This window comes from Paenibacillus sp. FSL W8-0439 (assembly GCF_038008995.1).
GTDB classification, from domain to species: Bacteria; Bacillota; Bacilli; order Paenibacillales; family Paenibacillaceae; genus Paenibacillus; species Paenibacillus polymyxa.
In genome coordinates this window covers 3191971-3217789 of sequence record NZ_JBBPAK010000001.1, presented here as the reverse complement: position 1 = coordinate 3217789, position 25819 = coordinate 3191971, and the positions used below count along the sequence as shown (strand labels likewise).

Annotated in this window: 27 protein-coding genes and 1 riboswitch; of the genes, 18 read left to right on the top strand and 9 right to left on the bottom strand. The window is 40.4% G+C overall.

The window, feature by feature from the left end; all coding sequences use genetic code 11:
- Positions 1-172 precede the first annotated feature (172 nt).
- Together MKX36_RS13705 and MKX36_RS13700 are read left to right on the top strand one after the other, a co-directional pair.
- On the top strand, positions 173-718 hold the full coding sequence (locus MKX36_RS13705) for a GNAT family N-acetyltransferase (protein ID WP_340864887.1): 546 nt from the start codon (positions 173-175) through the stop codon (positions 716-718).
- 342 nt (positions 719-1060) lie between these two features.
- Positions 1061-2476 carry a helix-turn-helix domain-containing protein gene (locus MKX36_RS13700; RefSeq protein ID WP_174820957.1) on the top strand — a complete coding sequence of 472 codons (1416 nt, stop codon included), beginning with the start codon at positions 1061-1063 and terminating at the stop codon, positions 2474-2476.
- Positions 2477-2614: 138 nt separating this feature from the next.
- Here the strand turns inward: MKX36_RS13700 and MKX36_RS13695 are convergent, their stop codons facing one another.
- The 3 genes from MKX36_RS13695 to MKX36_RS13685 form a co-directional block, all read right to left on the bottom strand.
- Complete coding sequence (locus tag MKX36_RS13695) at positions 2615-2935, bottom strand: hypothetical protein (protein WP_340864886.1); 321 nt, start codon at positions 2933-2935, stop codon at positions 2615-2617.
- Positions 2936-4029: 1094 nt separating this feature from the next.
- Complete coding sequence (locus tag MKX36_RS13690; RefSeq protein ID WP_031461602.1) at positions 4030-4344, bottom strand: DMT family transporter; 315 nt, start codon at positions 4342-4344, stop codon at positions 4030-4032.
- Positions 4341-4679: a DMT family transporter gene (locus tag MKX36_RS13685; protein WP_290403105.1), complete on the bottom strand. Its 339-nt coding sequence runs from the start codon at positions 4677-4679 to the stop codon at positions 4341-4343. Before MKX36_RS13685 ends, MKX36_RS13690 begins: the two co-directional genes overlap by 4 nt.
- 88 nt (positions 4680-4767) lie before the next feature.
- Positions 4768-4868, bottom strand: a riboswitch (guanidine-I (ykkC/yxkD leader).
- Between the two features lie 222 nt (positions 4869-5090).
- Here MKX36_RS13685 and MKX36_RS13680 point away from each other — a divergent pair.
- Both MKX36_RS13680 and MKX36_RS13675 read left to right on the top strand, forming a co-directional pair.
- The gene (locus MKX36_RS13680; protein ID WP_016821962.1) at positions 5091-5186 is read left to right on the top strand and encodes a hypothetical protein; all 96 of its coding nucleotides are present in this window, start codon (positions 5091-5093) and stop codon (positions 5184-5186) included.
- A 614-nt stretch (positions 5187-5800) separates the two neighbouring features.
- On the top strand, positions 5801-5908 hold the full coding sequence (locus tag MKX36_RS13675) for a hypothetical protein (protein WP_016821960.1): 108 nt from the start codon (positions 5801-5803) through the stop codon (positions 5906-5908).
- 193 nt (positions 5909-6101) lie between these two features.
- On the opposite strand, the gene MKX36_RS13670 is transcribed toward MKX36_RS13675, so the two are convergent.
- Positions 6102-7568 carry an FAD-binding protein gene (locus MKX36_RS13670; protein ID WP_340864885.1) on the bottom strand — a complete coding sequence of 489 codons (1467 nt, stop codon included), beginning with the start codon at positions 7566-7568 and terminating at the stop codon, positions 6102-6104.
- Between the two features lie 415 nt (positions 7569-7983).
- On the opposite strand from MKX36_RS13670, the gene MKX36_RS13665 reads away from it, so the two are divergent.
- The 4 genes from MKX36_RS13665 to MKX36_RS13650 all read left to right on the top strand — a co-directional run bounded on the left by MKX36_RS13665 (position 7984) and on the right by MKX36_RS13650 (position 11549).
- Positions 7984-8865, top strand: coding sequence for a glycosyltransferase family 2 protein (locus tag MKX36_RS13665; RefSeq protein WP_039276079.1), 882 nt, complete (start codon positions 7984-7986; stop codon positions 8863-8865).
- 192 nt (positions 8866-9057) lie between these two features.
- Positions 9058-9159 carry a sporulation protein YjcZ gene (locus MKX36_RS13660; protein ID WP_107733503.1) on the top strand — a complete coding sequence of 34 codons (102 nt, stop codon included), beginning with the start codon at positions 9058-9060 and terminating at the stop codon, positions 9157-9159.
- Between the two features lie 316 nt (positions 9160-9475).
- On the top strand, positions 9476-10888 hold the full coding sequence (locus tag MKX36_RS13655) for a transcriptional regulator (protein WP_340864884.1): 1413 nt from the start codon (positions 9476-9478) through the stop codon (positions 10886-10888).
- A 280-nt stretch (positions 10889-11168) separates the two neighbouring features.
- Entirely contained in the window at positions 11169-11549 is a 381-nt protein-coding gene (locus MKX36_RS13650; protein ID WP_025365046.1) for a hypothetical protein, read from the top strand.
- 390 nt (positions 11550-11939) lie between these two features.
- Here MKX36_RS13650 and MKX36_RS13645 read toward each other — a convergent pair whose 3' ends face one another.
- Positions 11940-12818, bottom strand: coding sequence for an SDR family NAD(P)-dependent oxidoreductase (locus MKX36_RS13645; RefSeq protein ID WP_019687432.1), 879 nt, complete (start codon positions 12816-12818; stop codon positions 11940-11942).
- A gap of 155 nt (positions 12819-12973) precedes the next feature.
- On the opposite strand from MKX36_RS13645, the gene MKX36_RS13640 reads away from it, so the two are divergent.
- The 3 genes from MKX36_RS13640 to MKX36_RS13630 all read left to right on the top strand — a co-directional run bounded on the left by MKX36_RS13640 (position 12974) and on the right by MKX36_RS13630 (position 15048).
- The gene (locus MKX36_RS13640) at positions 12974-13447 is read left to right on the top strand and encodes a MarR family winged helix-turn-helix transcriptional regulator (protein WP_016821954.1); all 474 of its coding nucleotides are present in this window, start codon (positions 12974-12976) and stop codon (positions 13445-13447) included.
- 161 nt (positions 13448-13608) lie between these two features.
- Complete coding sequence (locus tag MKX36_RS13635) at positions 13609-14091, top strand: hypothetical protein (RefSeq protein ID WP_228552592.1); 483 nt, start codon at positions 13609-13611, stop codon at positions 14089-14091.
- Positions 14092-14547: 456 nt separating this feature from the next.
- Complete coding sequence (locus MKX36_RS13630) at positions 14548-15048, top strand: hypothetical protein (protein ID WP_025365045.1); 501 nt, start codon at positions 14548-14550, stop codon at positions 15046-15048.
- 186 nt (positions 15049-15234) lie between these two features.
- Here the strand turns inward: MKX36_RS13630 and MKX36_RS13625 are convergent, their stop codons facing one another.
- The 3 genes from MKX36_RS13625 to lexA form a co-directional block, all read right to left on the bottom strand.
- On the bottom strand, positions 15235-15375 hold the full coding sequence (locus MKX36_RS13625) for a hypothetical protein (protein WP_162835279.1): 141 nt from the start codon (positions 15373-15375) through the stop codon (positions 15235-15237).
- 41 nt (positions 15376-15416) lie between these two features.
- A complete protein-coding gene (locus tag MKX36_RS13620) occupies positions 15417-15581 on the bottom strand; it encodes a hypothetical protein (protein WP_016821950.1) in 165 nt (54 codons plus the stop codon).
- A 421-nt stretch (positions 15582-16002) separates the two neighbouring features.
- Complete coding sequence (lexA, locus tag MKX36_RS13615; protein ID WP_013310545.1) at positions 16003-16629, bottom strand: transcriptional repressor LexA; 627 nt, start codon at positions 16627-16629, stop codon at positions 16003-16005.
- A gap of 189 nt (positions 16630-16818) precedes the next feature.
- Here lexA and MKX36_RS13610 point away from each other — a divergent pair, with 189 nt between their 5' ends.
- The 4 genes from MKX36_RS13610 to MKX36_RS13595 all read left to right on the top strand — a co-directional run bounded on the left by MKX36_RS13610 (position 16819) and on the right by MKX36_RS13595 (position 19080).
- The gene (locus tag MKX36_RS13610) at positions 16819-17187 is read left to right on the top strand and encodes a LysM peptidoglycan-binding domain-containing protein (RefSeq protein ID WP_025365044.1); all 369 of its coding nucleotides are present in this window, start codon (positions 16819-16821) and stop codon (positions 17185-17187) included.
- Between the two features lie 108 nt (positions 17188-17295).
- Positions 17296-17502, top strand: coding sequence for a DUF896 domain-containing protein (locus MKX36_RS13605; protein WP_016821948.1), 207 nt, complete (start codon positions 17296-17298; stop codon positions 17500-17502).
- Positions 17503-17619: 117 nt separating this feature from the next.
- Entirely contained in the window at positions 17620-18129 is a 510-nt protein-coding gene (locus tag MKX36_RS13600; protein ID WP_013371492.1) for a hypothetical protein, read from the top strand.
- Between the two features lie 156 nt (positions 18130-18285).
- A complete protein-coding gene (locus tag MKX36_RS13595) occupies positions 18286-19080 on the top strand; it encodes an HAD family hydrolase (RefSeq protein ID WP_180986866.1) in 795 nt (264 codons plus the stop codon).
- Between the two features lie 97 nt (positions 19081-19177).
- On the opposite strand, the gene MKX36_RS13590 is transcribed toward MKX36_RS13595, so the two are convergent.
- On the bottom strand, positions 19178-19720 hold the full coding sequence (locus MKX36_RS13590; protein ID WP_019687427.1) for a 1,2-dihydroxy-3-keto-5-methylthiopentene dioxygenase: 543 nt from the start codon (positions 19718-19720) through the stop codon (positions 19178-19180).
- A gap of 281 nt (positions 19721-20001) precedes the next feature.
- Between MKX36_RS13590 and metH the strand changes: the two genes are divergently transcribed.
- The 3 genes from metH to MKX36_RS13575 all read left to right on the top strand — a co-directional run bounded on the left by metH (position 20002) and on the right by MKX36_RS13575 (position 25766).
- Positions 20002-23442 (top strand): methionine synthase, encoded by a 3441-nt coding sequence (metH, locus tag MKX36_RS13585; protein WP_340864883.1) that lies wholly within the window; start codon positions 20002-20004, stop codon positions 23440-23442.
- 79 nt (positions 23443-23521) lie between these two features.
- On the top strand, positions 23522-24454 hold the full coding sequence (rnz, locus tag MKX36_RS13580) for a ribonuclease Z (RefSeq protein WP_016821944.1): 933 nt from the start codon (positions 23522-23524) through the stop codon (positions 24452-24454).
- A gap of 571 nt (positions 24455-25025) precedes the next feature.
- Positions 25026-25766: an HAD-IIA family hydrolase gene (locus tag MKX36_RS13575; RefSeq protein WP_045244487.1), complete on the top strand. Its 741-nt coding sequence runs from the start codon at positions 25026-25028 to the stop codon at positions 25764-25766.
- Positions 25767-25819 lie beyond the last annotated feature (53 nt).

Sequence of the window (25819 nt, the reverse complement as noted above, 5' to 3'; positions counted from 1 at the left end):
TATGGCTCAAGCCGGTGGGTGTTTTTTGCGTTTGGGGAAGTATACATATATGTCTAGCAGGAGGGAATCTGAATAGGCGAATGGAATGAAGTAAACTGAAATTATATTCGAGACAGACATGCTATAATTGAATCCAATCAAGTATTAAAGTCCAGCATTAAGGAGAGATATTTTGGAGCAAATTAGAGGAATTGAAATTGTTGAAATGACATTTGATAACAAGGATGATTACGAATGCAAAGATCAACCTTTTATGGTCATAGGGAGACTTATCCCCAAACTAGAAAATGGCATATGGAGTTATCATGAAGAACTTTATGAACAACCTTATGAGTCAAAATACCCGGAACACGAAGATCTTGATGAATATATTAATAGCAATGACAGTATTGCTTTCTTATACTATTCCGAAAGGAAATGCTTGGGACATATAAGACTGGGGACAGTAGAGGAAACTAAATTTGCTTCTATTGACAGACTTATTGTATTAGAAAGTAGCAGAGGAAAAGGAATAGGAACTGCCTTGTTAAACAAGGCAAGGGAGTGGGCATTACAAAAAGGAATGCAGGGATTTACGCTTGAGACGCAGGATGTTAATTTACTTGCTTGCCGATTTTATTTGAAAAATGGGTTTGATATTGGAGCAGTGGACACTATGCTTTATTCAAACTCAAAATACAAAGATGAAAATGCGGTATTTTTCTATTCAAAATTCTAATGCATCATGATAATTTAATGTATTGTATTTACAGAATCCCGTTATGCAATCCGAAAGTATCGGTGAAACCCTACTAGCCAAAGCCAGTGGGGTATTTTTACGTTTAGTGAGATATTATTGTGTCTTTTGATTTAATTCCATCTGTTAATATGCTAATTATTCTTATCTATAGTTGGTGGAATGCTATTATTTGAGACATGCGATGAGTTTTTTATTTCATCTCATGCAAAAAATTGAATGTTTATATTAGTCGAATAATATATTGACATATGGTTAATTATGTTGAAAAATGAAGTATGTTTTTAAAAAATATGGAATATTCAAGTGAAGGGTGGCTATGGCATGAAGCATACACCTACGATTCGGGCGGAATTAGACAGATACCTGCAACAAGAAGGTTTGAGCATAGCGCAATTTGGGCATATCGCAGGCATAAATAGGGGAATAGTAAGTGCCATCGTGACAGGTAATAAGTCTATGTCTGTTAATCAGCTTGACCTAATGACTGAGGCTATGGGTTTAACTGCGGGCTGCTTTTACGACTTATTTATAGAAAACTACATCATCGACACGTCCCCGAATATGAGACGAATCGAGCCATTTTTGTATCGTTGTGCAGAGTTGGACAAGTTGGGTGCGATCCGTCGAGTAGTGGGAACCATCATGGACAATCTACTCTACTCGCCCAAACTTTTTGACATTGCGGAGGAATTATTGGCACAGGGACGACATGCGGCTGCACTGCTGCTCTATGAGAGTGTAGCTGAAGCGGAGAAATACCAACATTCTGAGCGTTTGGCAGTTTGCCAATATCGTATTTTCACGATTCAAATTGGTGAGGACCAAAACCGTAATCTAAGAGCAGCCATACTATTTGAACCTTATATTGAGCGTCTGGACGAAATAGAGCAGCTTGACGCATTGAAGGATTTGGCAAACGTGTACAGGTCTTTACGTAAATGGGACAAGGTTGAGGAAATGGCACGGCAAATGAGAGGGAAAGCGGAAGTTCAATATTCCATAAAACATCAGGCAAAACGAAATTCTCAAGAGCATGAAAAGGAGACAAAGGGCCCACTATTTGGATATATTGCTTACGCCGATTTGTTGTGTGCAAGTGTTTGTGAAGCCCAAGGCGATTATCAACAAGCTCTACAATATACATACGCCTATGCGGAATTAGACTGGGTCAAAGAGACTGACGAAGACACTCAATACTGGGTAAACTTGTTCAGTCAGTGGGCGGAAGGTAATACGTATGTAAATATGCTTCTGTCTGGAGATATTAGCGTGCTACCGGACTATGTTGAATATATAGCAGCCACATCAACCAATAACGAAAATGAGAAGCTCTCAAAGCTGTTGAACGTTATGATAGCGGCTAACCGATATGGAATAGATGTGAATGATGTCATTTCTCGTTTTGAAGCGGAGATTCATTCGTTTTCTGAGCAGCCCACATCTGATGATATGTATACTCAACAAGTAATGCCAGACTATTTCGCGTGGTTTGGTTACGAAATTGCTCATTATTATTTACAACAAGGAAACTACAATGATGGCTTCAAACACTTGATGTATGCAATGCTAAAGTCACATATAATAAATAATGAAACTTACTTTATAAATTGTATGGGCCTGTTTGTGCGTTTTCAAGTCCATGCGACTCCTGAAGTCAAAACGGAGTTTCACAATCTTATTGAAAAGGTGTGGTTAAGTAATGTTGAAAAGAATGGCATTGTTAATCGTTGCGAGTAGCTTTTTGTTTTTTATAACCGTACCCGCTCACAATCATGATCAGCTTATTCAGACCTTTGTACAAATAGGTGGATTCTAAAGTAAAAGAAAGCTCTGCTAACCTTAATGGGTCGGTAGAGCTTTAACTGTTCACACCTCTTATAGTGTATCAAGGTAGTCTTTCTGGAATTTGATAAAATCTCGCACACTATCGTGATAGGTAAATCTACCGCCATTTTTATTAATAATCCAGTTGATCTTCTCGTCATTTAACAAGACTCCATACATGCAATGATGAAGCAGTTCAATTTGCTTTTCATCCCTAATTCGGATCAAGTGTTTTTCTTGTTCGTCAATCAGATACCATTTCGTTTCTGTTTCATCTACATCCGCATCCACATACAGTATTGATACCGATAAGGGGAACGGCCAGTCAAACCAATGTTCTCGCTTGTCTTCTCCATAACCTTCAAATGCCATGGTTATTTCCTCCTACTTGGATAATCTCCTGATTAGTTTAAATGGATCTAACGTGTTGCGATTGTACGCTTTATTGATAACTGTTTTTTTGGGAACTCGCAGCTACTCTCAGCCTTTGGCATCTGGGCACCAATGCGGTGAATGGCCTGCCGTTTGAGGTTGGAGCGAACTGCGATGCGTCTGTTTAGGCTGGGTTAATGGGGGGATCGAACTGGTAATCCTGGTTCAAGAGAGAATTTTCGGTAATTTCTTTTGGCAACGACGACGTAGGCTTTTAGGAATACACACATTAAATTTACTGCTGTTCTTGTCTTATTCTACTGGCTCAGGAATATCGCCCCCATATTCTTTCCATGGCTTATCGTGCGCCATCGTAAACTTCTGCAAAAGTTTAGTGTAACTTTGGCAACTCTCTATTCCGCTATTGCTGCATAATAGTTGTGTCCGCTTTCGTCGTTCATTGTTCTGATCTGTATAGTATACAGAAACGCGGGTAACAGAAGAGGTTGAATGTTTTGTTACCTGATATCGAACGCTACAACCAACGAAGACGGATACGCTCTATATTGTAATCATGGGAGGCTGGGATGGTGACCAAAAGATCATTACATTTCCTCGTCTGAAAATAGGCATTATACGGAATTAAACCTCCAATGATCCAGAGTTTATTTTTTGTACTCAAAATATAACTTGCGCATAACACATCAGGAGGCTACATACATGTCATGTCAATAAGACTCGAAGGTAATGGATTATGGGACCCACTGGAAAATACTGTTGATAATATTGTGTCACATAAGATAAAAAAAATATCGTATACGTGGTTGGTGAAAATAGCTTCATTAAATTGGATTCAAGTACCAACACGTACGAGCAAAAGCAATGGATTTCCGAATTTACTTCCAAAGATAGAGAGATATTCAATAAATTAATGGAAAAGTAGAGGGGAGCATAAGCAAATATGGTAGAATTTTATTTCAACGGCAGCCATGGACAAGAAAATAAAGTCCAAGACTGCCGCAGCTTTTTTAAAGTTAACATTCATCGTTAGTTTGCCCAGGAAACGACCTTTAGAGCTACACCAATATATATTTTTAACTGGCTAGTTTCAGCCCTACAGCAGAGCTAAGGACCAACCCTATACACAAAATACGCATTAATCCGCGTGGCTCGTTATAAAAGATCATGCCGAGGATAGCACCTCCAGAAGCGCCAATTCCAGTCCATACAGCGTAAGCTGTTCCCATCGGGAGTGTTTGCATTGCCAACGACAAAAATATAAAACTTAGGCCAAAACCAGTAATCAAAAGAGTCAGCGATTTCCAACTGCGGGCTTGATTGAACTTGTTTATAAGCAAAACCCCGATCATTTCAAAAATCCCTGCTAAGATCAAATACACCCAATTCATATTCCACTTACCTCCTCTTTCTTCTTACTAAGCATTTTCAGACCAATCACTCCAATAAGCAGCAGCCCGATCAAAGCTACTTTCGAAACACTTATGTCTGCGCCAAACAATAGGATTTCAGCTACTACAGTTCCTGCCGTCCCTAGTCCGACAAATACAGCGTATACAGTTCCAACCGCTAATGAACGAGCCGCCTTGATCATCAAATAAAAGCTGATGTAAATAGCGACTACTGTACCACTCCATTCCCAAAAACTATCCGAATGCTTTAACCCACTAACCCAAGCAACCTCGAATATAGCCGCCACAATGACTGAAATCCACGTTTTGTTCATAACACACTCCTCCTTAAACTTTTTATCAAAAATTGGGCCATAAAAGAAAAAAGATAAAAGCCTGGGAAATAAACCGCACAATGCGTTTATCTCCCAGGCTTTTATCCCTCCGTGTCACAGCCATATGGCTGTGCGTTTTCTCTCGGACCAGACCAATCTTGTGATTGCGGAACCCTAGAAAACGTTTTTATTCAGTTATTGGCTAAAATCATACTAACACGCGATGTAACGTGAGTCAATTTACAATTCACCCACTAACTTGCCAGTTACTTTGACGCCGATGCCTAGTCTACAACTTCATTTTCACTGGATTCGCCTGGTTGGGTATATTTTCTGTTTAACTGAATGCCCGGTCACAGAGTCGTAGCTATACATATATTAAGGTGAAAACAATTAAAGGAGGGCTAAGCTATGAGTGGATGTGCAGGTGGTGTGTGGACTTCTACAGCGGCAATTTTGGTGCTCTATATCCTTTTGGTTATCATCCTTAAATCGTGCTGGGTTTAATATTGCGAAGAAAATTATATAGACCCCATCATTCAAGTTCAATGCCCTTATTTCTTTAGTAATCTGCCCGAAATCAGATTAGATAACAAGCTCTGCCGACCGATTAAGGTCAGTAGAGCTTGTTTTATTTGAACATCTTCTCGACTAGCTTTAACAACTCAGATGCGCTATGATATCCACTTTATATTCTAGTTACAATTACCAAAGTATAGTGCAATCTAATATTTTAAAATGAGGGGTTAAATGATGTTGGGTATGTGGAAATTTAGTCACAGAATGCTAAGTCTTAAAATAAAGTGGTCCACAAGATTTTAATTGGTACGATCGTTATGGGGATTGGAACTATAGTAGGCAGCGACGGAGCCGGATAAAGCACCTATTTTCAATGGTGCCTGCTCTAACGGAGAGGTGCGTCCAATATCAATGAAAACGGGAATAAGAGTGGATATATTTAAAATAGAAGAAAAAATGTTTCTGTGAACTAGCAATGCTTTTCTTCCCTAGCTCCTAACTGGTCCTGCTAGTGTGGTGTTTTTTTATTTACCAGCATGCCCTATCACAGAATGTATTTTTACATATATTAAAGTGACGACAGATAAAGGAGGTTAAAAGGCATGGGTGCATATGAAGGTAATGGCGGCGGCGGTGTATGGACTTCTACAGCGGCAATTCTAGTGCTCTTTATTCTCTTAGTTATCATCACTAAATCACTTTGGGTTTAATTTGTGAAAAGAACTGCTGGGTAATTTCACTTCACTCATGGATTGTAAAAGATTGATCCCAATAAGCGCATAAACTATTTGGCAATGGGCACAGTATTCGCCTTTCTTTTGATGGGTGTTTGCTGGATGCCTACCATAATAGTTTTGCGCTTATTGGCTTTGCAGAAGGGAAAGTGTCTCATTGCTAGGTTTATTAACTTTTAACGAATACCTTTAATTCAAGGTCTTCTATAATTTCTAATGCAACAAAATATCCAAAAAATAGCGTTAAAATATCCTCATATCGTTTTCCTGATCCTCTTGCTTTACTTAATATGATGTTCTGACTTTCTTTTATTTTTCTTTTATGGAGTGCTAAAGAAGCTATAGATGAATTGGGAGCGAGCAGATCTACCATTAGAGTGGACAACTCTTTCTGAAACTCTTCAATTGGAAAGTCATTATCTTCTATGGAGTACAACTGCATAGTTTCAGGTGGGGCTTTAAATGAAAATGGGTATTGAGTATTGAAGGCACCTTCATTAGCTATTTTGTCAGCTATTAATTTACCAAAGACGATACCCGATGCGAATGCTTGCCCAGGGATTCTTCCCATCCCAAGATCACCATTGAATTGAGCTTCTCCAGTAGCAAAAACACGATTCAAGTTTATAACTTCAGCATTAGCATTGATTTCGATTCCTCCTGAAGAATAGTGCATTGTTGGTGTAATTTTGATTCTTTTATTTTTAACCACATTAGTGCTAAACCCATATTTTTTAAATCTTTCATTCAATATATTTTCATCAGCATGGCTCATATCCAAGTACATATCCTTTTTTTGCTTGATGCAATCGAGTTCAAAATGTAAAATCTCGTCAATCATTTCATGGTAATCATCTCGAGCAATGGCATCACAAATATACTCATCTTTTAATAGTTGAATTCCTTCCTCATCTACTATTTTCCCTTGACTTAAAGATACAACTCCGCCCAATAAAATTTGTCTTCCATTGTATATTGACCAAGGATGAGACATTACTGTAGACATTCCCTTTAATCTTGCACCCATTTTTTTAGCTAAGATAAGCGTTTCTCCAGTCGAACCCGGTGAATTATCATTGTAGTTAAATTGCCCCGCATATCCTCCCGTAGCTAATACCAAATAATTAGTATATATCCTGATAAATTGATCTAATTGGATGTCGTAAAATAATGCGATAATTCCATCATTATACTTTTCCAAATGAATCAAAATTTTATTACACAGCGGTTGTTCAATATGTTGTAACAAACAATTAATTAATTTCTTTCCTCCCTGTGATTTAATCAAACATTCAGGCATGATACCAAAGGATGTTTTCTCATAAGAGATTCCTAATTCCTCGAAAAAATTTATAACTATGTTGGAGTTTCTATATAGCGTTTCAATAACCGATCGATCTGCTCCACATTTATCAATCGTAAGATTAATAATATTATTAATATCATTCTCTGATGGAACACGTGTATTTGCGGCTGCAAGAAAGGAGTTGCTCTGTTTGGGCGCATTCTTTTTTGTTGTAATCGTGTACTTGATATTGTTTTTTGACAAATAATAAGCAACAGCAAGCCCCGAGATACCCGTACCAACAATCAAAATTGGAGTGTAGTGTTCTACGGATGTTACATTTCGTTCCATCATTCTATCTCCCTTTTTAAGATGCAGATATTATCTTAGGCTGAATCTCACAGTCCGTTTTCCACTTAGATATATATGTTTGTTACCGATGAAGAATGGAATCTAAGTGAAATATTTTTCCTAATTGTACAAATTTATTACTTATATTGTCAACTTCGTCTAAGAAGTAATTAGCCCGACTTTGAAGCAGGGATATTCAAACCAATCAATCTTTGATGGCACTAGCTTCTAGGACTGGAAGCTTCTAAATTTTCAAAAGAGCATATTATATTACCGGGAAGCCGCTTCGAAATATATTTCAGAACATATCTTAGAACATGAGAATATAGAGGGAACCATTATCAAAAAAATAGGGAAGCTGCTTTGTGATTTTAATACTGATTCCATTTGAAAAATATGAAATGGAGGGGATATTGTGCCACGAGCTTCGGTCATACTGCCAGTTTACAATAATGCAGCTTTTGTCTTGGAGGCAATACACAGTATTTTAGCTCAAACTTATACGGATTTTGAATTAATTGTTATTGATGATGGTTCGACAGATGGATCTACCTTTCTTATTTCACAAATATCAGACCCTAGAGTGATAAAAATCTTCCATAATACCAATCGAGGGTTGATCGCTTCTTTAAACGAAGGATTAAAAAAGGCCAATGGTGAATATATCGTTCGTATGGATAGCGATGATATTTCTACGCCAGATCGACTAGCTGTACAAATCGCATTTATGGATCAAAATCCATTGATTGATGTATGCGGTGCTGCTTTTACTTCATCTAGTGGGGGATCAATAAAGGTAAATCCGGCCAGTCATGACGAAATAAAAACATGGTTGTTATTTCATTGTTGTATCTGCCATCCTGCTATAATCATGCGCAATAGCATGATCCGTCGGCTTGGCATTCAATATGATAGTAATTATCCCCATGCCGAAGATTACGAGTTGTGGAACCGACTAGCTTTCCAAGTACAAATGGCGAACATCCCCATAAACGTATTGTATTATCGTCAACATAATGGACAAGTGTCCAATCAGCATAGAGCTATACAAGATGCTACTGCTCGGAGAATTCGTCAAAGACAGTTTAGTAAGTTAGGCTTGGAACTATCAGATGAAGAGAACCAGATTATGCTGGATATTCTTGAGTTTAAAATTAATCCCTACGATTATGATAGTTACACCAGAGCTTTAGGTTTTGCCAACTGGGTGCTGGACCAAAACAGTAAGTATTTAGTTTATAACCAGGAACTATTAAACATGGCGTTTTCACGGTGCATATCCCATATTCCTTATTAACAGAGAGATAAGCAAGTGATCCGGTTGGAAAGAAGATACTCTAATAGCACAAGATTTTGAATTTTTTGCAAAAAGGTGATTAGGCTCTGCCGGTTTAGCTGGTTGAGCCTTCGTTTTGTTTGTCTGTATGCCCTGTCACAAAACGTATCTATACATATATTAGAAGTACAACAATCAAAGGAGGTTAAAACCATGGGTGCATGTGGAGGCGGCTACAATATGTGGACTTCTACAGCGGCAATTTTGGTGCTTTATATCCTCTTGGTTATAATTACTAAAGCATTTTGGATTTAATTTTATGAAAAAATTGTTAGGCAACACACCTCACTTTTTAAGATGGTAAACGTTGAACCCAATAGCGCATAGGTTATTTGGCAGTAGCCATAGTATTCTCTTCCTTTTGGTTAACTAAGTTTTTACAGCGTACTTAGGGGACCCCTGCCATATAGGTTGTTGCGCTTATTGGGTTCTGCTGTCAGTGAACAGCATGGACTATACATTGAAATCTTACATTATTCGCATAATATATTGACATGTGGTCAATTTTAGAGAAAAATAGATTACAGTAATATAAAAATTTTGGAATTTTTATGTGAAGGGTGGATATGACATGAAGCATACACCTACGATTCGGGCGGAACTAGATAGATACCTAAAACAAGAGGGTCTGAACCTAACGCAATTCGGGCATATTGCGGGCATTAATAGGGGAATAGTTAGTGGCATTGTAACAGGCAATAGTTCTATGTCTGTTAACCAAATTGATAGAATTACAGAGGCTATGGGTTTACCAGAAGGCTATTTTTACGACTTATATGTAGAAAACTATATCATCGACATTCCCCCCAATATGAGGAGAATCGAACCATTTTTGTATCGCTGTGCAGAGTTGGACAAGCTGGATGCGATCCGTCGAGTGGTGGGAGCTATCATGGACAATCTACTCTACTCACCCAAACTATTTGACATTGCAGAAGAATTATTAGCGCAGGAACGACATGATGCTGCACTATTGCTCTATGAGAGTGTAGCAGAAGTGGAGAAATATCAACATTCTGAACGTTTGGCCATCTGTCAATATCGGATTTTCACGATTCAGATTGATGACGATCAAAGCCGCAATCTTAGGGCAGCCATACTTTTTGAGCCTTATGTCGAGCGCCTAGACGAAATAGAACAACTTGATGCATTAAAGGACTTAGCTAATGTGTATAGGTCTTTGCGTAAATGGGATAAGGTTGATGAAATAGCGAGAAAAATGAGAGCTAAAGCGGAAATCCAATACACTTTGAAACATCAACAGAGCAGCCGAGAACGCACTGAGTCTACTAAGAAGCTAACTCGCCCCATGTTTGTGTACATTACCTATGCCGATTTATTGTGTGCAAGTGTCTGTGAAGCCCGAGGCGACTATCAACAAGCTTTACAATATACATACGCTTACACAGATTTGGATTGGGTCAAAGAGACTGACGAAGATACCCAATACTGGATTAGCTTGTTTCAGCATTGGGCAGAAGGTAATACTTATGTTAATAAACTTATGTCCGGAAACACTAGTGTGCTTCTAGACTTTGTTGATTATATAGGAACAACCGCCAATGAAAGTGAGAAGCTCTCAAAGTTGTTGAACATTATTATAGTAGCTAACCGATACAATTTGGATATAGATGGTGTACTTACAAAATTTAAAATAGACATTGATGCCTCTACTCAACTCCCGACATCTACTGATATGTACACCCAACAAGTGGTACCTGACTATATTGCATTGTTTTGTTATGAAATGGCCTATTATAATTTAAATAGGAAGAAGTACAGTGATGGTTTTAAACAATTATTATGTGCAATGGTAAAAGCACATATACTAAACAATGAAACATATTTCATAAACTGCACAGGTCTCTTTGCACATTTCCAAGCATATGCGTCTCCAGAGACCAGAGAAGAGTATTTTAAACTATTAGAAAAGGTGTGGTTAGACAATGTTGAAAAAAATGGCACTGTTAATCGTTGCGAGTAGCTTTTTATTTTTTATAACTGGTCCCGTCCTGACGCAACATATTCAGATCCTTGTACAAATTGGAGGTGCTTAAGCACAAAACTCTGCTAGCCTTATGGTTAGCAGAGTTTTTTAGTTAAAGGAATTGTTACACTACGCGCCGAGTGAGTCACTGAAGTGATCAGTTTTCAAGCATACATATAAATATTTTGATGACACAAAGTTATGACAAATTATATCTTCCTATGAAATGAGGTTTTTTAATGATTAATCATACCAATATTCTGAGAGGGGATACTCAATGAAGAAGTTCAAACCGATGTTGCTAGTCATGATTGCTGCTTTTCTAATGTTTGCTACAAGCGTTTCAGCTTCCAGCTACGTAACCACAACTAAATGGAAAAACGAAACCTACGCCCAAAGTGACAGTATTCATACAAATGGTGGAAAAGTTAGATTGCGTGGTGGTTATACTGGTCTAGGTAAAGCTACAATAATGTTTATGTATTCTGTTGACGGCACATCTAGGTATGGCCCAATCGGTACATATAGTTTTGATACTTTTATGAGCGGGAGAACATTTACTGATTATGTCGACGTACCTAGTGGAGGTTATTTTTACGTAGTTATTACTGGTGATGAAACTGCAGAAGCATACGGGAGAATAGACGACAAACAATAGATTACTATAGAGAAATTAATATATGTATGAAGCGACAAGAGTGACACAAGGCATACCGTAATCATAGTGAAGCTGGGGCCGTGACCCAAAAGATCGTGTTACGCCGCCTGGAGTGTAAATAGGTACTGTATGGAACACTGAGCCTCAGATTAATCGGAGGCTTATTTTTATGTGGACCAATTTACGAACTTATCAGTGTGACTGATAACGCGTGGGCTATCAACGTTATAAAGAACGAAATCACAAAGCTGAATGGGTTCGCTGCTGCTTTTTGGTGACTCATTCCGTTCATTGATTTAGCAAAAGATATGCTTGTATGTAGTGCGGGGTTTGCGTTATTGATGATTAATGCTTCATTCATTGCCGTCTTATCCCTTCATCAATCATTTCTTATGGAAGGAATCCCTTCTGTTCCAGCAAATCCTCTGTGACCTTCCACAGTTTTTGTTGCATCTTGGAATCTCCTCCAGGTGAGACTGGTTGAATAGATTTCCCAGTTCCGACGTTAAAGTATCCACCTGTTTTTTTATGATATTCCGGATCTACAATTAATCGGGTGATGATATCTGCTCCTCTTCGCGGATCTCCAAGATGAAGGATTTTCAACAATCGTTCTAATAGAGGGGCAAACCAAAGTTCTCGTCCCAATCCGGTAACATTGAATCCTGGATTTAGTGCATTTACGCTGATTCCCGTATCCGACCATCGTCTTGCCAGTTCAGCAGTGAACATAATATTCAATAATTTGGTCTTTCCATAGATGGGCGATGAGCCACGAGCGGTAAAGGCAGTTGTATCCGTTAAATCCTCGGGGAGCTTCAAAACTCCATGACGGCGTGAAGCTTCGGAGGCAACATTGACAACTCTGGCCTTGCCTACGTTCTGCAGGCACGGTTTTAGTGTATATGTTAACAGCCACGGCGATAAATAATTTATGGCAACCATTTCAGGAAACCCCTCGGGAGTGACGCGTTGCTCAAAAGCATGGATACCCGCATTGTTTAACAGCACATCAATATTAGAGTATGCGGCGGCTATCTCATCCCCGATTCGTTTAACATCCTTCAGTACCGATAAATCTCCATAAAAAAAGTCAACCTTCGCTGATGGGCTAACCAGCTCAATCTGTTTTCTTGTAGCTTCAGCACGTTCCCTACTCCTGGCAGTCAAAACAAGGTCAAAGCAGCCGCGTTTTCCCAATTCAACTGCGACTAGTTGTCCAAGACCACTGGTGGCACCTGTTATGACAACGGTAGTATTTTTAGACATTCGTCATTTCTCCTTCATGTGTTACAATTTTATTGGAATAGCCAATTCGGTGAGTTAGTACATTTGGTTGACATATGTCCACTATAATAATTTGGTTGATATATGTCAATCAAATTCGACTTGTGGTTTTTTTAACGAGAGAAAGGTGATTGAAGATGAAATATAATGAAGTTAAAAATGAACCAAGGGAGAAATTGGAGATTGAGTTGGGCGAGCAGCTTAACGCACTTATCAGCGCTTCACACGCCCTGAATGTCAGAGCTGCTGCGAAATTTGACTCCTCCTTACAACCTGCCGCCTTCCATATTGTTCGTTGGCTGTATTCTTATGGCCCAACAAATGCCGCCACTTTAGCGGAATCAACTGCGATGGATCGAAGTTCAGTGAGTCGTCTTGTCAAACAGCTTGAGTCTTTGGGGTATTTGAACAGAGAGGCCTCCCGAAGTGATGGACGAGGAATTGTATTATCTCTTACTGAGCATGGACAGCAAAAATTAATTGATGCGCTTAAGGAGAAAGAGTCCGTTTTCTATGAACGAATTTCGGACTGGGAAGATGCTGAGCTTCATAATTTTAACCAAATGCTTAGGCAATTTAATGGACTCCATCGCCACGGAACACAACCTTAAGAAGTGACCCGCATGTAAGGAGTTTGGATATAGAGTAGAAGTGGATAATGAAATCTACCCGAATGTGTATTTTTTATGTCAGACAAAGCTCCCCTTACTTTGACAATCAATAAGCCGTATGTTTATGGATGAAGATAAATAGGAAGGAAAGGATGAAAATAATGAGTATGAAATTAGGAAGGAAAACTACTTTATGTTTCTCCACAATTGCTCTCTTATTTTCAGTTTTGTCCCCGCTATCAGCCTCGGCAGATGTAGCAAGCGTCACCCATGACACCTATACAAACTCTTTAAATCAGGAATTAGTTTCATCTCAATTAGTAATTTTTAAAGATGACACAGCATATACAGATGTATCTATTGTCGGGAAAAGAGTGAAATTTTCGATTAGTGGTTTAGAAAACCCGTTTAACACTAATTATTACAATCGATTAGTCTGGACTAGTACTGATGAAGAACCAAATATAAAAAATATTCTGACAGTAAAAGTTGCGCCAAAGACAGGGTCGCTTTACAGTTCCAGCAACTATGAAAACCTTTCACTGATAAAACAAAAAATCAATTCTGACTCACCTGTATATGGATGGATTCAACTAGAATCCAAAGAGTGGGTTAAAGCAGGATCAGCTATAATCAAATATTAGAAAATTCCTAATGTGCAGTATAAGTAAATACTGTAAATAAGCGAAATCCCCGCCGACCAGCTAAGGTAGTGGGGATTTTTCAATATAAATTAAGACTTCATCAAATATTGACAGAGCCTTTTGGAGCAATTGTTGAAAGTAGTGTTCTTAAGAAGGGAAAAGTGTTTCGAAATCTGGAGAACCGCCATCACTAAGCCAACGGGTAGGGCCTTCAAAACTTCCATCGAGTGTAGCGGTAGCATAATCTTCATTGGAGCCATACAAAGTAATAGAGGTATTTTCTATTATTTGTATTTAATGTTATAAATGTGTAATTATTTTGTACATAGTTCATTAGTTGTGAAGAATATTCCTTACTTGTTCTTGTTTGTTACGATATGTTCATAAAAAGTTCACTTACATGAAAATTTGGTTGCAGCTAAAATAATCACATCCAAAAATGAAAGGTTGAATTAAATGCCAACAACTAAAAAGGAAAGCTTTTACTTTGGGGTTATTATGTGTTTTGGAATGGTCGTTATTATGACCTTCTATAATCTTTTGATTAACGGATTGATTGGAAAAATTAGCTTGATTACCATTGCTGTTGAATTTCTAATTGGATTTATTATAGCGCTCATTTTAGATTTATATATCGTGGGTCCTGTAGCAAAAAAAGTTGCTTTAAGTCTACCTTTTGATAAATCCAAAAAAATATTTTTAATTATCACGATTTCAACATGTATGGTGTTCGGAATGGCCTGTTCTATGTCTTCCTACGGTTTATTAACTTCAATTCTAAGTCAGGGTATTGGCGATCATTCATTATTTGAAGCCTATTTAGAAATTTTTATAAAGAACTTTGTTGTGGCCTATCCATTACAATTATTGGTTATGGGTCCTGTTGTTCGAGCCTTGTTTATAAAATTTATAAAGAAAAGCGGGCAAGTGGGACCTTATAAAAAAGTATTAAATTAAATAATAGAGCAAATCCATTGCAGCAATGTTAAGCTAATGAATGGTTTTACAGCTAGAAATGTTTAAGTTATGAAAATCGGATACAAGTTTGAGGAAGCTATAACTGGCGGGATTGGTAGTTTGGTGTATTATTTAACACAAAAAAAGCAGGAAGAATTCTTCCTGCTTTTTGCTTGAAAATAATTATTAACGTCTGCGTTGTCCATCATTCACGCTAAACAGATTAACAGCCAGTGCGTTACCTCTTGCACGCGCATTGGCTCTTTGGTTGGAACGGATGTTTAATCTTCTTCTTCTCAATTCACGGTTGCTGTGTCTTCTGCTCATAATATCACCTCCCTTCAAAGAAATGAAGGTACGGTTAAATCTTAATGATGTTTATGCTTACGCTTGGAAATTTTGATATTTAATGCGTTAGTTGCGAGTGCATTTCCGCTTCCTGTTTTAGCAGCTGCGGCTTGAAAGACTTTAACGACCAGATATCTGTTTTTCCCGATGCGATGCTTATACGTTTTAACTCTATTTCTGATCATCTGCATAACTCCTTTGCTTTAGGTCTGCTATATACATATGTCAATTGTGCTAGTAATGTATCAGCATAAATCTACTAAAGACAAAAAGAAGCTAGTACCTATGTTCCTAAATGTTTAACAAAAAAAGCTCATGCTAGCCTGCGTTCGCCTTCCCAACTTTACGTTATAGAGGAAGGCCACCGTAGGTTCATATGTGTCAAATTTCCATTTGTTTAGCTAATAAAAGTAAACAGTTCGAGATCAGAGTGGAACTATCTCGGATATGGGACGGATATAATAGTAGAGACAAATATAGGTTGCTGAAAAGGAAAGAATAGTTGGAGACACATACATAGTAAACATAATAACAATATAAAACCGGCTCGCCTAGGCGGCCGGTTTTATATTCGTGGTAGTATAACGGGGAAGAAAGCACGATAAATCAGTGGAAGTCCCGGAAGAGTCCAACAACCTTGCCCAATATGCTGACGTGTGTCAGTCGAAGTGGCTCAAAGGCTGGATTTTCAGGTTGAAGCCGGATATGATCTTTTTCTTTGTAAAAGGTTTTAACTGTAGCCTCGTCTTCATCTGTCATAGCTACTACAATGTCTCCGTTATCAGCGGTCTGCTGCTGACGCACGATTACATAGTCTCCGTTAGCAATACCAGCTTCAATCATGCTTTCGCCTACAACAGATAACATGAATATTTTATCCTCACCAACAAAGTGTTGGGGAAGAGGAAAGTAATCTTCAATATTTTCTGTCGCCGTAATAGGAAGACCAGCGGTTACTTTGCCGACGACGGGAACACGACTAATGGAGTAATTAATCAAGTTGCTGTTATCCGATTCGTCTTGACCGAGTAATTCAATAGCCCGTGGTTTCGTAGGATCGCGGCGAATGAGTCCTTTTTTCTCCAAACGATCCAAATGACCGTGAACCGTAGAACTGGAGGCCAATCCGACTGCCTCGCCTATTTCGCGCACAGAAGGGGGGTATCCCTTTAGACGCACTTCATTGCGGATAAATTCAAGAATGGCCTGCTGGCGGCTCGAAATCTTAGACATACCGTATCAACCCCATTTAGTAACGTTTGGGAAAATTATAGCATAGAACCTCCGTTCGTACAAACATAAGTTCTAAATAATCCCTAAAAATATTCACGAACTTTTGTTCTCTTTTCTATTGAACAAAACAAACGTTCGTGTTATATTGTGAAAAACATAAGAACAAACGTTTGGAGGACGCGGCCAATTATGAAATATAGCACTTATCAAAGTATTTTTCCGATGAATTTAGAGAATTTACAGGAGACCCGAAAAGAGGGTAAGGTACGTTTGTTACAGGCTCTTACCAATACTCTTTTACTTAAGCTTCTTATTCTAGTAATTATCGTTTGGGTTGCAGGGGCAGGTGTACTTACGGTTTTCGCAGCACCTCCAGTTTCCAATGAAGAAGTGATTAAGCTGACTGTACAACCTGGAGATACGTTATGGAAGATTGCCGTGAATCATAAACCGGAACGAATGGATACACGGGTATATATTGAAGGAATTGTACGTATTAACGGTTTGGAGGATCGGGGAGTGCAGGCAGGTCAGGTACTTAAGCTCCCACCCTTCTGATCTATAAGACTATAGAGCTTGTCAAGGAGCGCAATGAGGGAGCCTTGACAAGCTCTTTTCTACATGTCAAAGTGTATTATATCTTTGCTTTTATGGAGGGGACACAATTTGGATATAGACAGTTTGGTACAGCGCATTAATGAATTAGCGCGCAAAGCAAAAGCCGAAGGATTGACGGAAGAGGAAACCACGGAGCGCGCCAACCTTCGGGAAATTTATTTAGGCAACATTCGCCGTAATTTTCGGCAGCAACTTGAAACCATTGAATTTGTGGACGATGATACGTCGAAGGGAAATGGCGGGCTGAAGCATTAATGTTGCTAAAGCCTGCATCATTTGCCTTTTGTTATTAGGTATCTTTCTTGGTATCTATATAGATCAGCTTTAAGGCAATTGTTTTAATGTAATATTTATTGGGAAGGGAATTGAGAGATGGCCCGATCATTTGAAAGAAAAGTACGTAAAAACACAGCGCATTTAAATAAAACGCGCAAGAAACAAGGCATTCAAACCATTAACGGCGCAGGTTCAGCAATGGACATTTTCCGTGGCCGTAATATTACTGTGCCAATCATGCTGGCTGGTCTTGCTGTATTGTACATGCTTATGAGTTACTTTTTGACTAAGACCGGCATGCGGGGAATGGATTGGCTGGTATTTGGCTTGTACTTGATGCTGGCTGTTATCTTCTTCATTCGCCGTCCTTATTTAAAAGTGGGAAAAGATACCCTTTATATGTTAAAAGGTGGCAGAGAACGGCCGATGACGGCAGGGGACATGAAAGCCATCAAAATTGAAAAGGGTTACGTTACCGTTGAAAGAAAAGGGAAGGGCGGTAATTTTATTTTCACAAAATCACTGGGACGCTATGATACAGATGCCATCGCAGAGCGCCTTGAAAAATTTGCACTATCCAATCAGATACAGGTAGATAAGAAATAACCGATTTAGCCTGTAGCTCTGTAAGTAAGGCCGTATGATGTTATTTTTCATATAACATGGTGCGGCCACTTGCTTAATATGGGCACACATAATGATCTGATTCGTGACCAAACAGACAAGCTTACATATACAGTGGAAAGAGAGTGGATAATTCGTATGACGATTCAGGCGATAATGTTTGATCTTGATGATACCCTTCTGTGGGATGAACGTAGTGTAGAAGAGGCATTTGATGCAGCATGTCAAACAGGCTCCCGAGAAACAGGCGCTGATCCGAAAACGCTGGAAGAAGCCGTACGCAAGGAAGCGCGCGCTTTGTATGAATCCTATGAAACCTTTAGTTTTACTCAAATGATTGGCATTAATCCGTTTGAAGGACTGTGGGCGAATTTTACAGCAGGTGAGCAACCTGAATTCCGTCAATTGGAACAGTTGGCTCCTGTTTATCGTAAGGAATCATGGCGCAGAGGGCTTCAGCAACTGGGGATAGATAATGAGGAGTTGGCGGAAAAGTTAGCTGCTCAATTTGCTTCAGAAAGACGTGCACGTCCACATGTATATGAAGAAACGTTTGAAATTCTGGATCAATTGAAGGGACAATACAAGCTGCTATTGCTGACAAATGGTTCCCCTGATCTACAACAGGAGAAGCTGGATGGAGTTCCTCAATTGGCTCCTTTTTTTGATCATGTTGTCATTTCAGGTTCTTTTGGTCGGGGCAAGCCTGATCCTTCTATATTCCAGCATGCTTTGGGACTTCTAGGAATTGAACCTGGACAAGCTTTAATGGTAGGAGATAAGCTGACGACTGATATTCAAGGGGCTTTGTCAGCTGGTGTACATTCGGTGTGGTTGAATCGGAACGATAAAACCAATACTACAGAGATCAAGCCGAAGTTCCAAATCAAGCATTTGTCTGAGTTGCATGGAATTATTCAATCTTTAAAGTAAATAATCTACAGTCTTCTAAACAAGTATAAAGAAAACTCCCTTCGCTCGATATGCTACAGAGCAGAGGGAGTTTTCTTATTGACACAATACATCGTAATTATGCTGTAGTGAATGTTGGATCTTCGAACGGTTCAGCAATCCATCCATTTTCTTCGATGAACAAGCGGACTGCGACGATCTTTTGATTTTCCATTAAAGTGAAGAAGTGCGGTGTATTTTCAGGAACAGAAATAACGTCGCCTGGTGAAAGCTCTACATTAAAATAGCCGATCTCTTCAGAGCCTTTAATGATAAAAATCCCTTTACCAGCAACAATGGCGCGGATTTCATCCTCGGTATGGGTGTGAATTTGCTCGAACTTGGCCAGCAGCTCCTCCAAATTCGGCGTTGCTTCAGATAAAGTGATGACGTCCCAGATTTTATATCCGCGACGTGCGGCTAAATCTTTGATTTCAGGTTCAAATGTTTTAAGAACAGCGGCTTTTTGATCATCTGTCAAAGTAAAGTTTTCTTGCAGCTCCCCTGGCAGCTTGGAAGCATCCCAGTGTTCATACAATACCTGGTAGCTCTCCAAAAATTCACGTACTCGCTCTTCACCGCTAATTCGCTCATTCGTATTGCGTATAAAAATTTCTGCCATGCAAAAATCCCTCTTTTCCACTTGGATTAATGTTATATAAAGAATACCATGTCTTAACCAGTTGTACAATACAGGCTGAAGCATTTACATGGGAACGACTATAGTAATACGATACAGTTTAAAGACGTTCGTCTATAACGATGCATACTACAAAAATAGATCAGCTAAGTCGTTTGTAGAGAAGAATAGCCTGCATAAAACGTATGTTTTTACTTCAATCTATCTAAATGATACGGTTTCTGCTAAACTAGGATTTAACGTTTTGCGGGGGTGAAGAAATTTTGGATAAAGTTAGCTTGCAGGATGCGTTACAACGAAGAATACTCCTTCTTGATGGGGCTATGGGCACTATGATTCAGCAGGAAGACCTTTCTGCCGCTGATTTTGGTGGGGAAGAGTTAGAAGGCTGCAACGAGATGTTGGTCTTAACAAGACCGGATGTCATTCAAGGGATTCATGAAGCATACTTGGAGGCCGGAGCAGACCTGATTGAAACGAATACATTTGGAGCGACATCCGTCGTTTTGGCGGATTACGATATACCAGAACGTGCCCGTGAAATTAATCTGGTGGCGGCCAAACTGGCGCGTAACGCGGTGGATAAGTACAGCACTGCGGACAAGCCTCGTTTTGTTGTAGGAGCTATGGGTCCAACTACAAAAACCTTGTCTGTCACAGGCGGTGTTACATTTGTAGAGCTGATTGAAAGCTATCAGGAGCAGGCTTTGGCGCTTATTGAAGGTGGGGTAGATGTTCTTCTGTTGGAGACCTCACAGGATACGCTTAACGTTAAGGCAGGTAGCATTGGAATTCGTCAGGCTTTTGAGCAGACAGGGATTGAGCTTCCATTAATGATTTCTGGCACGATTGAGCCGATGGGAACAACGTTGGCCGGACAAAACATCGAATCCTTCTGCATATCACTCGAACATTTACATCCAATCTCGATTGGACTGAATTGTGCTACAGGTCCAGAGTTTATGCGTGATCATATTCGTTCTTTGTCTGAAATGTCCTCTGCAGCAATTAGCTGTTATCCAAATGCGGGCTTGCCCGATGAAAATGGTCAATACCATGAATCGCCGGATTCATTAGCTCGTAAAATGGCTGCTTTCGCTGAAAAAGGCTGGTTGAATATTGCGGGAGGCTGTTGCGGTACTACTCCAGAGCATATAAGAGTAATGAGTGAAAGTATGGCGCAGTTTGAGCCTCGTCAGCTCGTAGGTCATCATCCTCCTGCCGTATCAGGCATTGAGCCTGTGTATATTGAACAGGATAATCGTCCGTATATGGTTGGTGAGCGAACGAATGTTCTGGGTTCCCGGAAATTCAAGCGTTTGATCGTGGAAGGCAAATATGAAGAGGCGTCTGAAATTGCCCGCGCGCAGGTAAAAAGCGGAGCACATGTCATTGATATTTGTGTGCAAGATCCGGACCGTGATGAAATGATAGATATGGAAGCGTTCTTGAAACTGGTTGTAAACAAGGTGAAAGTACCATTGGTGATTGATACCACGGATATTAAAGTTATCGATAAAGCACTTCAATATTCGCAAGGTAAGGCAATTATTAACTCCATTAATTTGGAGGATGGTGAAGAGAAATTTGAGAAAATGGCTCCTATTATTCATAAATACGGCGCTGCTGTTGTTGTCGGAACGATTGATGAACGTGGACAGGCAATTGGGCGTGAGGATAAGCTCGAGGTAGCTAAGCGTTCTTATGATCTGTTGGTGAACCGTTACGGTTTGGCAGCGGAGGATATAATTTTTGATACGCTCGTATTCCCAGTAGGAACAGGGGATGAGCAATATATCGGTTCGGCTAAGGAAACGATTGAGGGCATACGTATCATTAAAGAAGCGCTTCCCGGGGTTCATACCATATTGGGCATCAGTAACGTATCCTTTGGTTTACCGGAAGCGGGTCGTGAAGTGCTCAATTCTGTCTATTTGTACGAATGCACCAAAGCGGGACTGGATTATGCAATTGTAAATACGGAGAAGCTTGAACGCTATGCATCGATCCCCGAGCATGAACGGAAATTGGCGGAAGACCTGATCTATAAAACAAATGACGATACGTTATCTGCATTTGTAGCAGCTTTCCGTAACAAGAAAGTGGAGAAAAAAGAGAAGATATCAAACCTTTCGCTCGAAGAACGGCTGGCTTCCTATGTAGTGGAGGGAAGTAAGGAGGGACTAATCCCGGATCTGGAGCAAGCGCTCGCTAAATATTCTTCTCTGGAGATTATTAACGGACCGCTAATGAAAGGGATGGAAGAAGTAGGACGTTTGTTTAACAACAACGAACTGATTGTTGCGGAGGTTCTACAAAGCGCTGAAGTAATGAAAGCATCCGTGGCTTATTTAGAGCCGTTCATGGAGAAGAATGAGTCCTCAGTAAAAGGTAAGATTTTGTTGGCTACGGTTAAAGGTGATGTGCATGATATAGGTAAGAATTTGGTGGAGATTATTCTATCCAACAATGGTTACCATATTGTAAATCTGGGTATAAAAGTACCACCAGAACGCATCATTGAGGCTTATCGTGAAGAAAAGGCTGACATGATCGGCCTGTCCGGTTTGCTTGTTAAATCGGCACAACAAATGGTGCTAACCGCGCAGGATTTGAAAAATGCGAACATTGATATTCCAATAATGGTTGGTGGAGCTGCCTTAACGCGTAAGTTTACTAAAAATCGTATTCGTCCTGAGTATGATGGGCTGGTAGCGTATGCGAAAGATGCTATGGATGGACTGGATATTGCCAATAAGCTTATGGACCCTGAGTCCCGTAAAAAAATGGCCGAGGACATGAAGGCTGAGCAGGAGGCGGAAGCGGCAACGGTCGTGGAGGCCAAGCCGCTCCCTAAGCTAACTCGGGCTGTACGCTCTAACATTGCTCAGGATTTGCCCGTCTATATCCCGCCGGATACGGATCGCCATGTACTGCGTAACTACCCACTGAATTATATTCTGCCTTATGTGAATATGCAGATGCTAATGGGGCATCATCTTGGCTTAAAAGGCAATGTTGAGCAACTTCTAGCTTCGGGGGATCCGAAAGCGATTCAGTTGAAGGAAACCGTAGACAGCATCATGTTTGAAGCTGTTACAGACGGAATTATTCAGGCGAGTGCTATGTATCGGTTCTTCCCAGCTCAGTCCCAAGGAAACCAAATTCTAATCTATGATCCATCGGATGTAAGCAAGGTACTGCACACATTTACGTTTCCACGTCAGCAGGTAGAGCCTTATCTATGTCTGGCTGATTTTTTGAAATCAGTGGAATCAGGGGTTATGGACTATGTAGGTTTTATGGTTGTTACCGCTGGTCATGGCATTCAAAAGCTATCTACCCAATGGAAAGACAACGGAGATTATCTGCGCTCACATGCACTTCAAGCGGTAGCGCTCGAAGTGGCAGAAGGGTTAGCAGAACGGCTTCACCATATTATCAGGGATAGCTGGGGTTTCCCGGACCCTGCCGATATGACGATGAAACAGCGGCACGGCGCCAGATATCAAGGTATACGGGTATCCTTTGGCTATCCGGCATGTCCGGATCTGGAGGATCAGGAACCGTTGTTCCAATTGTTAAAACCTGAGGACATTGGCGTTGAGCTAACGGAAGGGTTTATGATGGAACCGGAGGCTTCAGTATCAGCCATGGTGTTCAGCCACCCTCAGGCGCAGTATTTTAACGTCGAAAAGGTTTAACACCTTTATCAGATGGGATAGCAAAAACCCTCCGAGCTTCGGAGGTTTTTTGCTGGTCAGCAGGAAGAAGGTAAATGTCATGGAATTATATTTTCTCGGTACAAATGCAGGGGTACCTACAATTCAGCGAAATGTAACGTCCATTGCTCTTCGTTTACTGGAGGAACGAAGAAGCATGTGGTTGTTTGACTGCGGTGAAGGCACTCAACAGGAAGTGTTGCGTTCGCCGCTCAAGCTGAGCAGACTTGAAAAAATATTTATCACTCATTTGCATGGGGATCATCTTTTTGGTCTGCCGGGTCTTTTGTCGAGCAGGGCATATCAGGGAGGTACGGCACCTCTGACGGTATATGGACCGCCTGGTCTTCAGCAATATATTGAGCTATCTTTAGGGATCAGCCAATCTCGTATCAACTACCCACTACATATTGTGGAGCATACGGGCGGGGTTCTGTTCGATGACGGTCAATTTCGGGTGGAGTCAGCTTTGTTGGATCATCGTATCGACAGTTATGGCTACCGAATTGTAGAGATGGATAAGCCCGGTAAGCTTAACCAAGAACTGTTGGAGCGATACGGGATCAAGCCTGGCCCAGTGTACGGTAAATTAAAGCGTGGAGAAAGTGTGGAAGTAGAGGGTGGAGTTATTCTGCATCCTCAGGATGTATTGGGTTCACCTAAAAAAGGGCGGATCGTCACTATTTTAGGTGACACGAGACCTTGTCCGAATACAGTAGTGCTGGCACGAGATGCAACTGTCGTCGTTCATGAAGCCACATTTCTGCATGATCTGGCGGATACGGCGTACGAGTATCATCATAGTACGGCGCTTCAGGCAGCGGAAGCTGCCAAAGCCGCAGGCGCAGGGCAGTTAATTATGACGCATTTTAGTTCTAGGTATAAAGATCAAGAGCAGCTTCAGCCTTTGCTGGAGGAAGCGCGAAGCCTATTCCCCAATTCATTGCTTGCGGAGCAGCATGTGTTGTTACCGGTACCTGATATCGGCCAATAAATGATTGGAGAGAAGATATGTGCATAGGTGCCGGGGCTTGCTCCGGTGCTTTTCTTTTTCCCTAGAAATTATTTTCCGGGAAAGCGCAGGATGCGACAAGAGGTGAGACGGGCATTAGTATGGGATGAACGAAATTGTTCTACCACATATGGAGGCATGTCATATTGGAGCTTCTATATATCGAATTTAAAGGATTTAGTTGCTTGAGTACGCCCAGGAAATACAGGGAATTTCCTTTGAAGACGTAGCATCTTCGATGAGATTCGACGAAGAAATGATCTTATGCTATGTGGAAGCGACGGCTTTTAGCGAGGGATGACGCTATTTTGGATGGTTTACCAGCAATACATGGACTTCATAAGCATTTTTGACTTAAGATAGATGAGAGGAATGGAAATGACCGATTATTTAATGCCCTAAGTCATTCAGGTGGTTAAATAAAAAGGAGAATACCATTCATGGGGTGAATTATTATTTTCAATATTATGATGTATGAAATGAAGCGGGGGAGGGGATTGCGATAAAATCGTTACTTATTGATCTGGATGGAACACTTTATCATGGAAATCGGATGATCAAGGGTGCGGATCTGTTCATTTCGCGATTGCGTTCAGAGCATATACCTTATGCATATGTCACCAACAATGCTTCACGCACACCCGAATCGGTGGCCGAGCATTTGATTGGTATGGGAATTGAAGCAGCTAGTCATGAAGTATATACTTCAGCGTTAGCAGCTGCACAATATGTTGCACAGCAAAGCCCTGGAGCTCATGTATATTGTATTGGTGAAACGGGATTACGCGAGGCACTCACAGGGGCTGGCTTGCAGCTTGTTCAGAATCATCCTGATTATGTGGTACAGGGGATAGATCGTCAATTTACATATGAAACGCTGGCAGCTGCCATGCGTTGGATTCGTGAGGGAGCTACATTTATTTTGACAAATCCGGATCTACAATTGCCTTCGCATGACGGGCTTACACCAGGTGCAGGTACCATTGGAGCTGCCATTGAAGCTGCTTCACAGGTCAAACCGGTCGTCATCGGCAAGCCTTCAAGCGTGCTAATGAATTATGCACTAAATCGCTTGAGCATTAGAGCGGATGAAGCTCTGGTTGTGGGCGATAATATGCTTACAGATATTGCGGCAGGTGCAGCAGCAGGTTGTAAAACAGCTCTGATTCTGACGGGTGTGACGACTCGCGCTAATATGGATGAACATATTCGTGCCGTTGGAGTAAAACCTGACCTGATGTTTGAAAGTTTGGACGAACTGCAGGAATGGATGCAAAAAGAGCTGAAATCATAAAAGGATATGACTTAGAAATATATGAGAATTCAAAGCTATGAGCTACGAAAGGA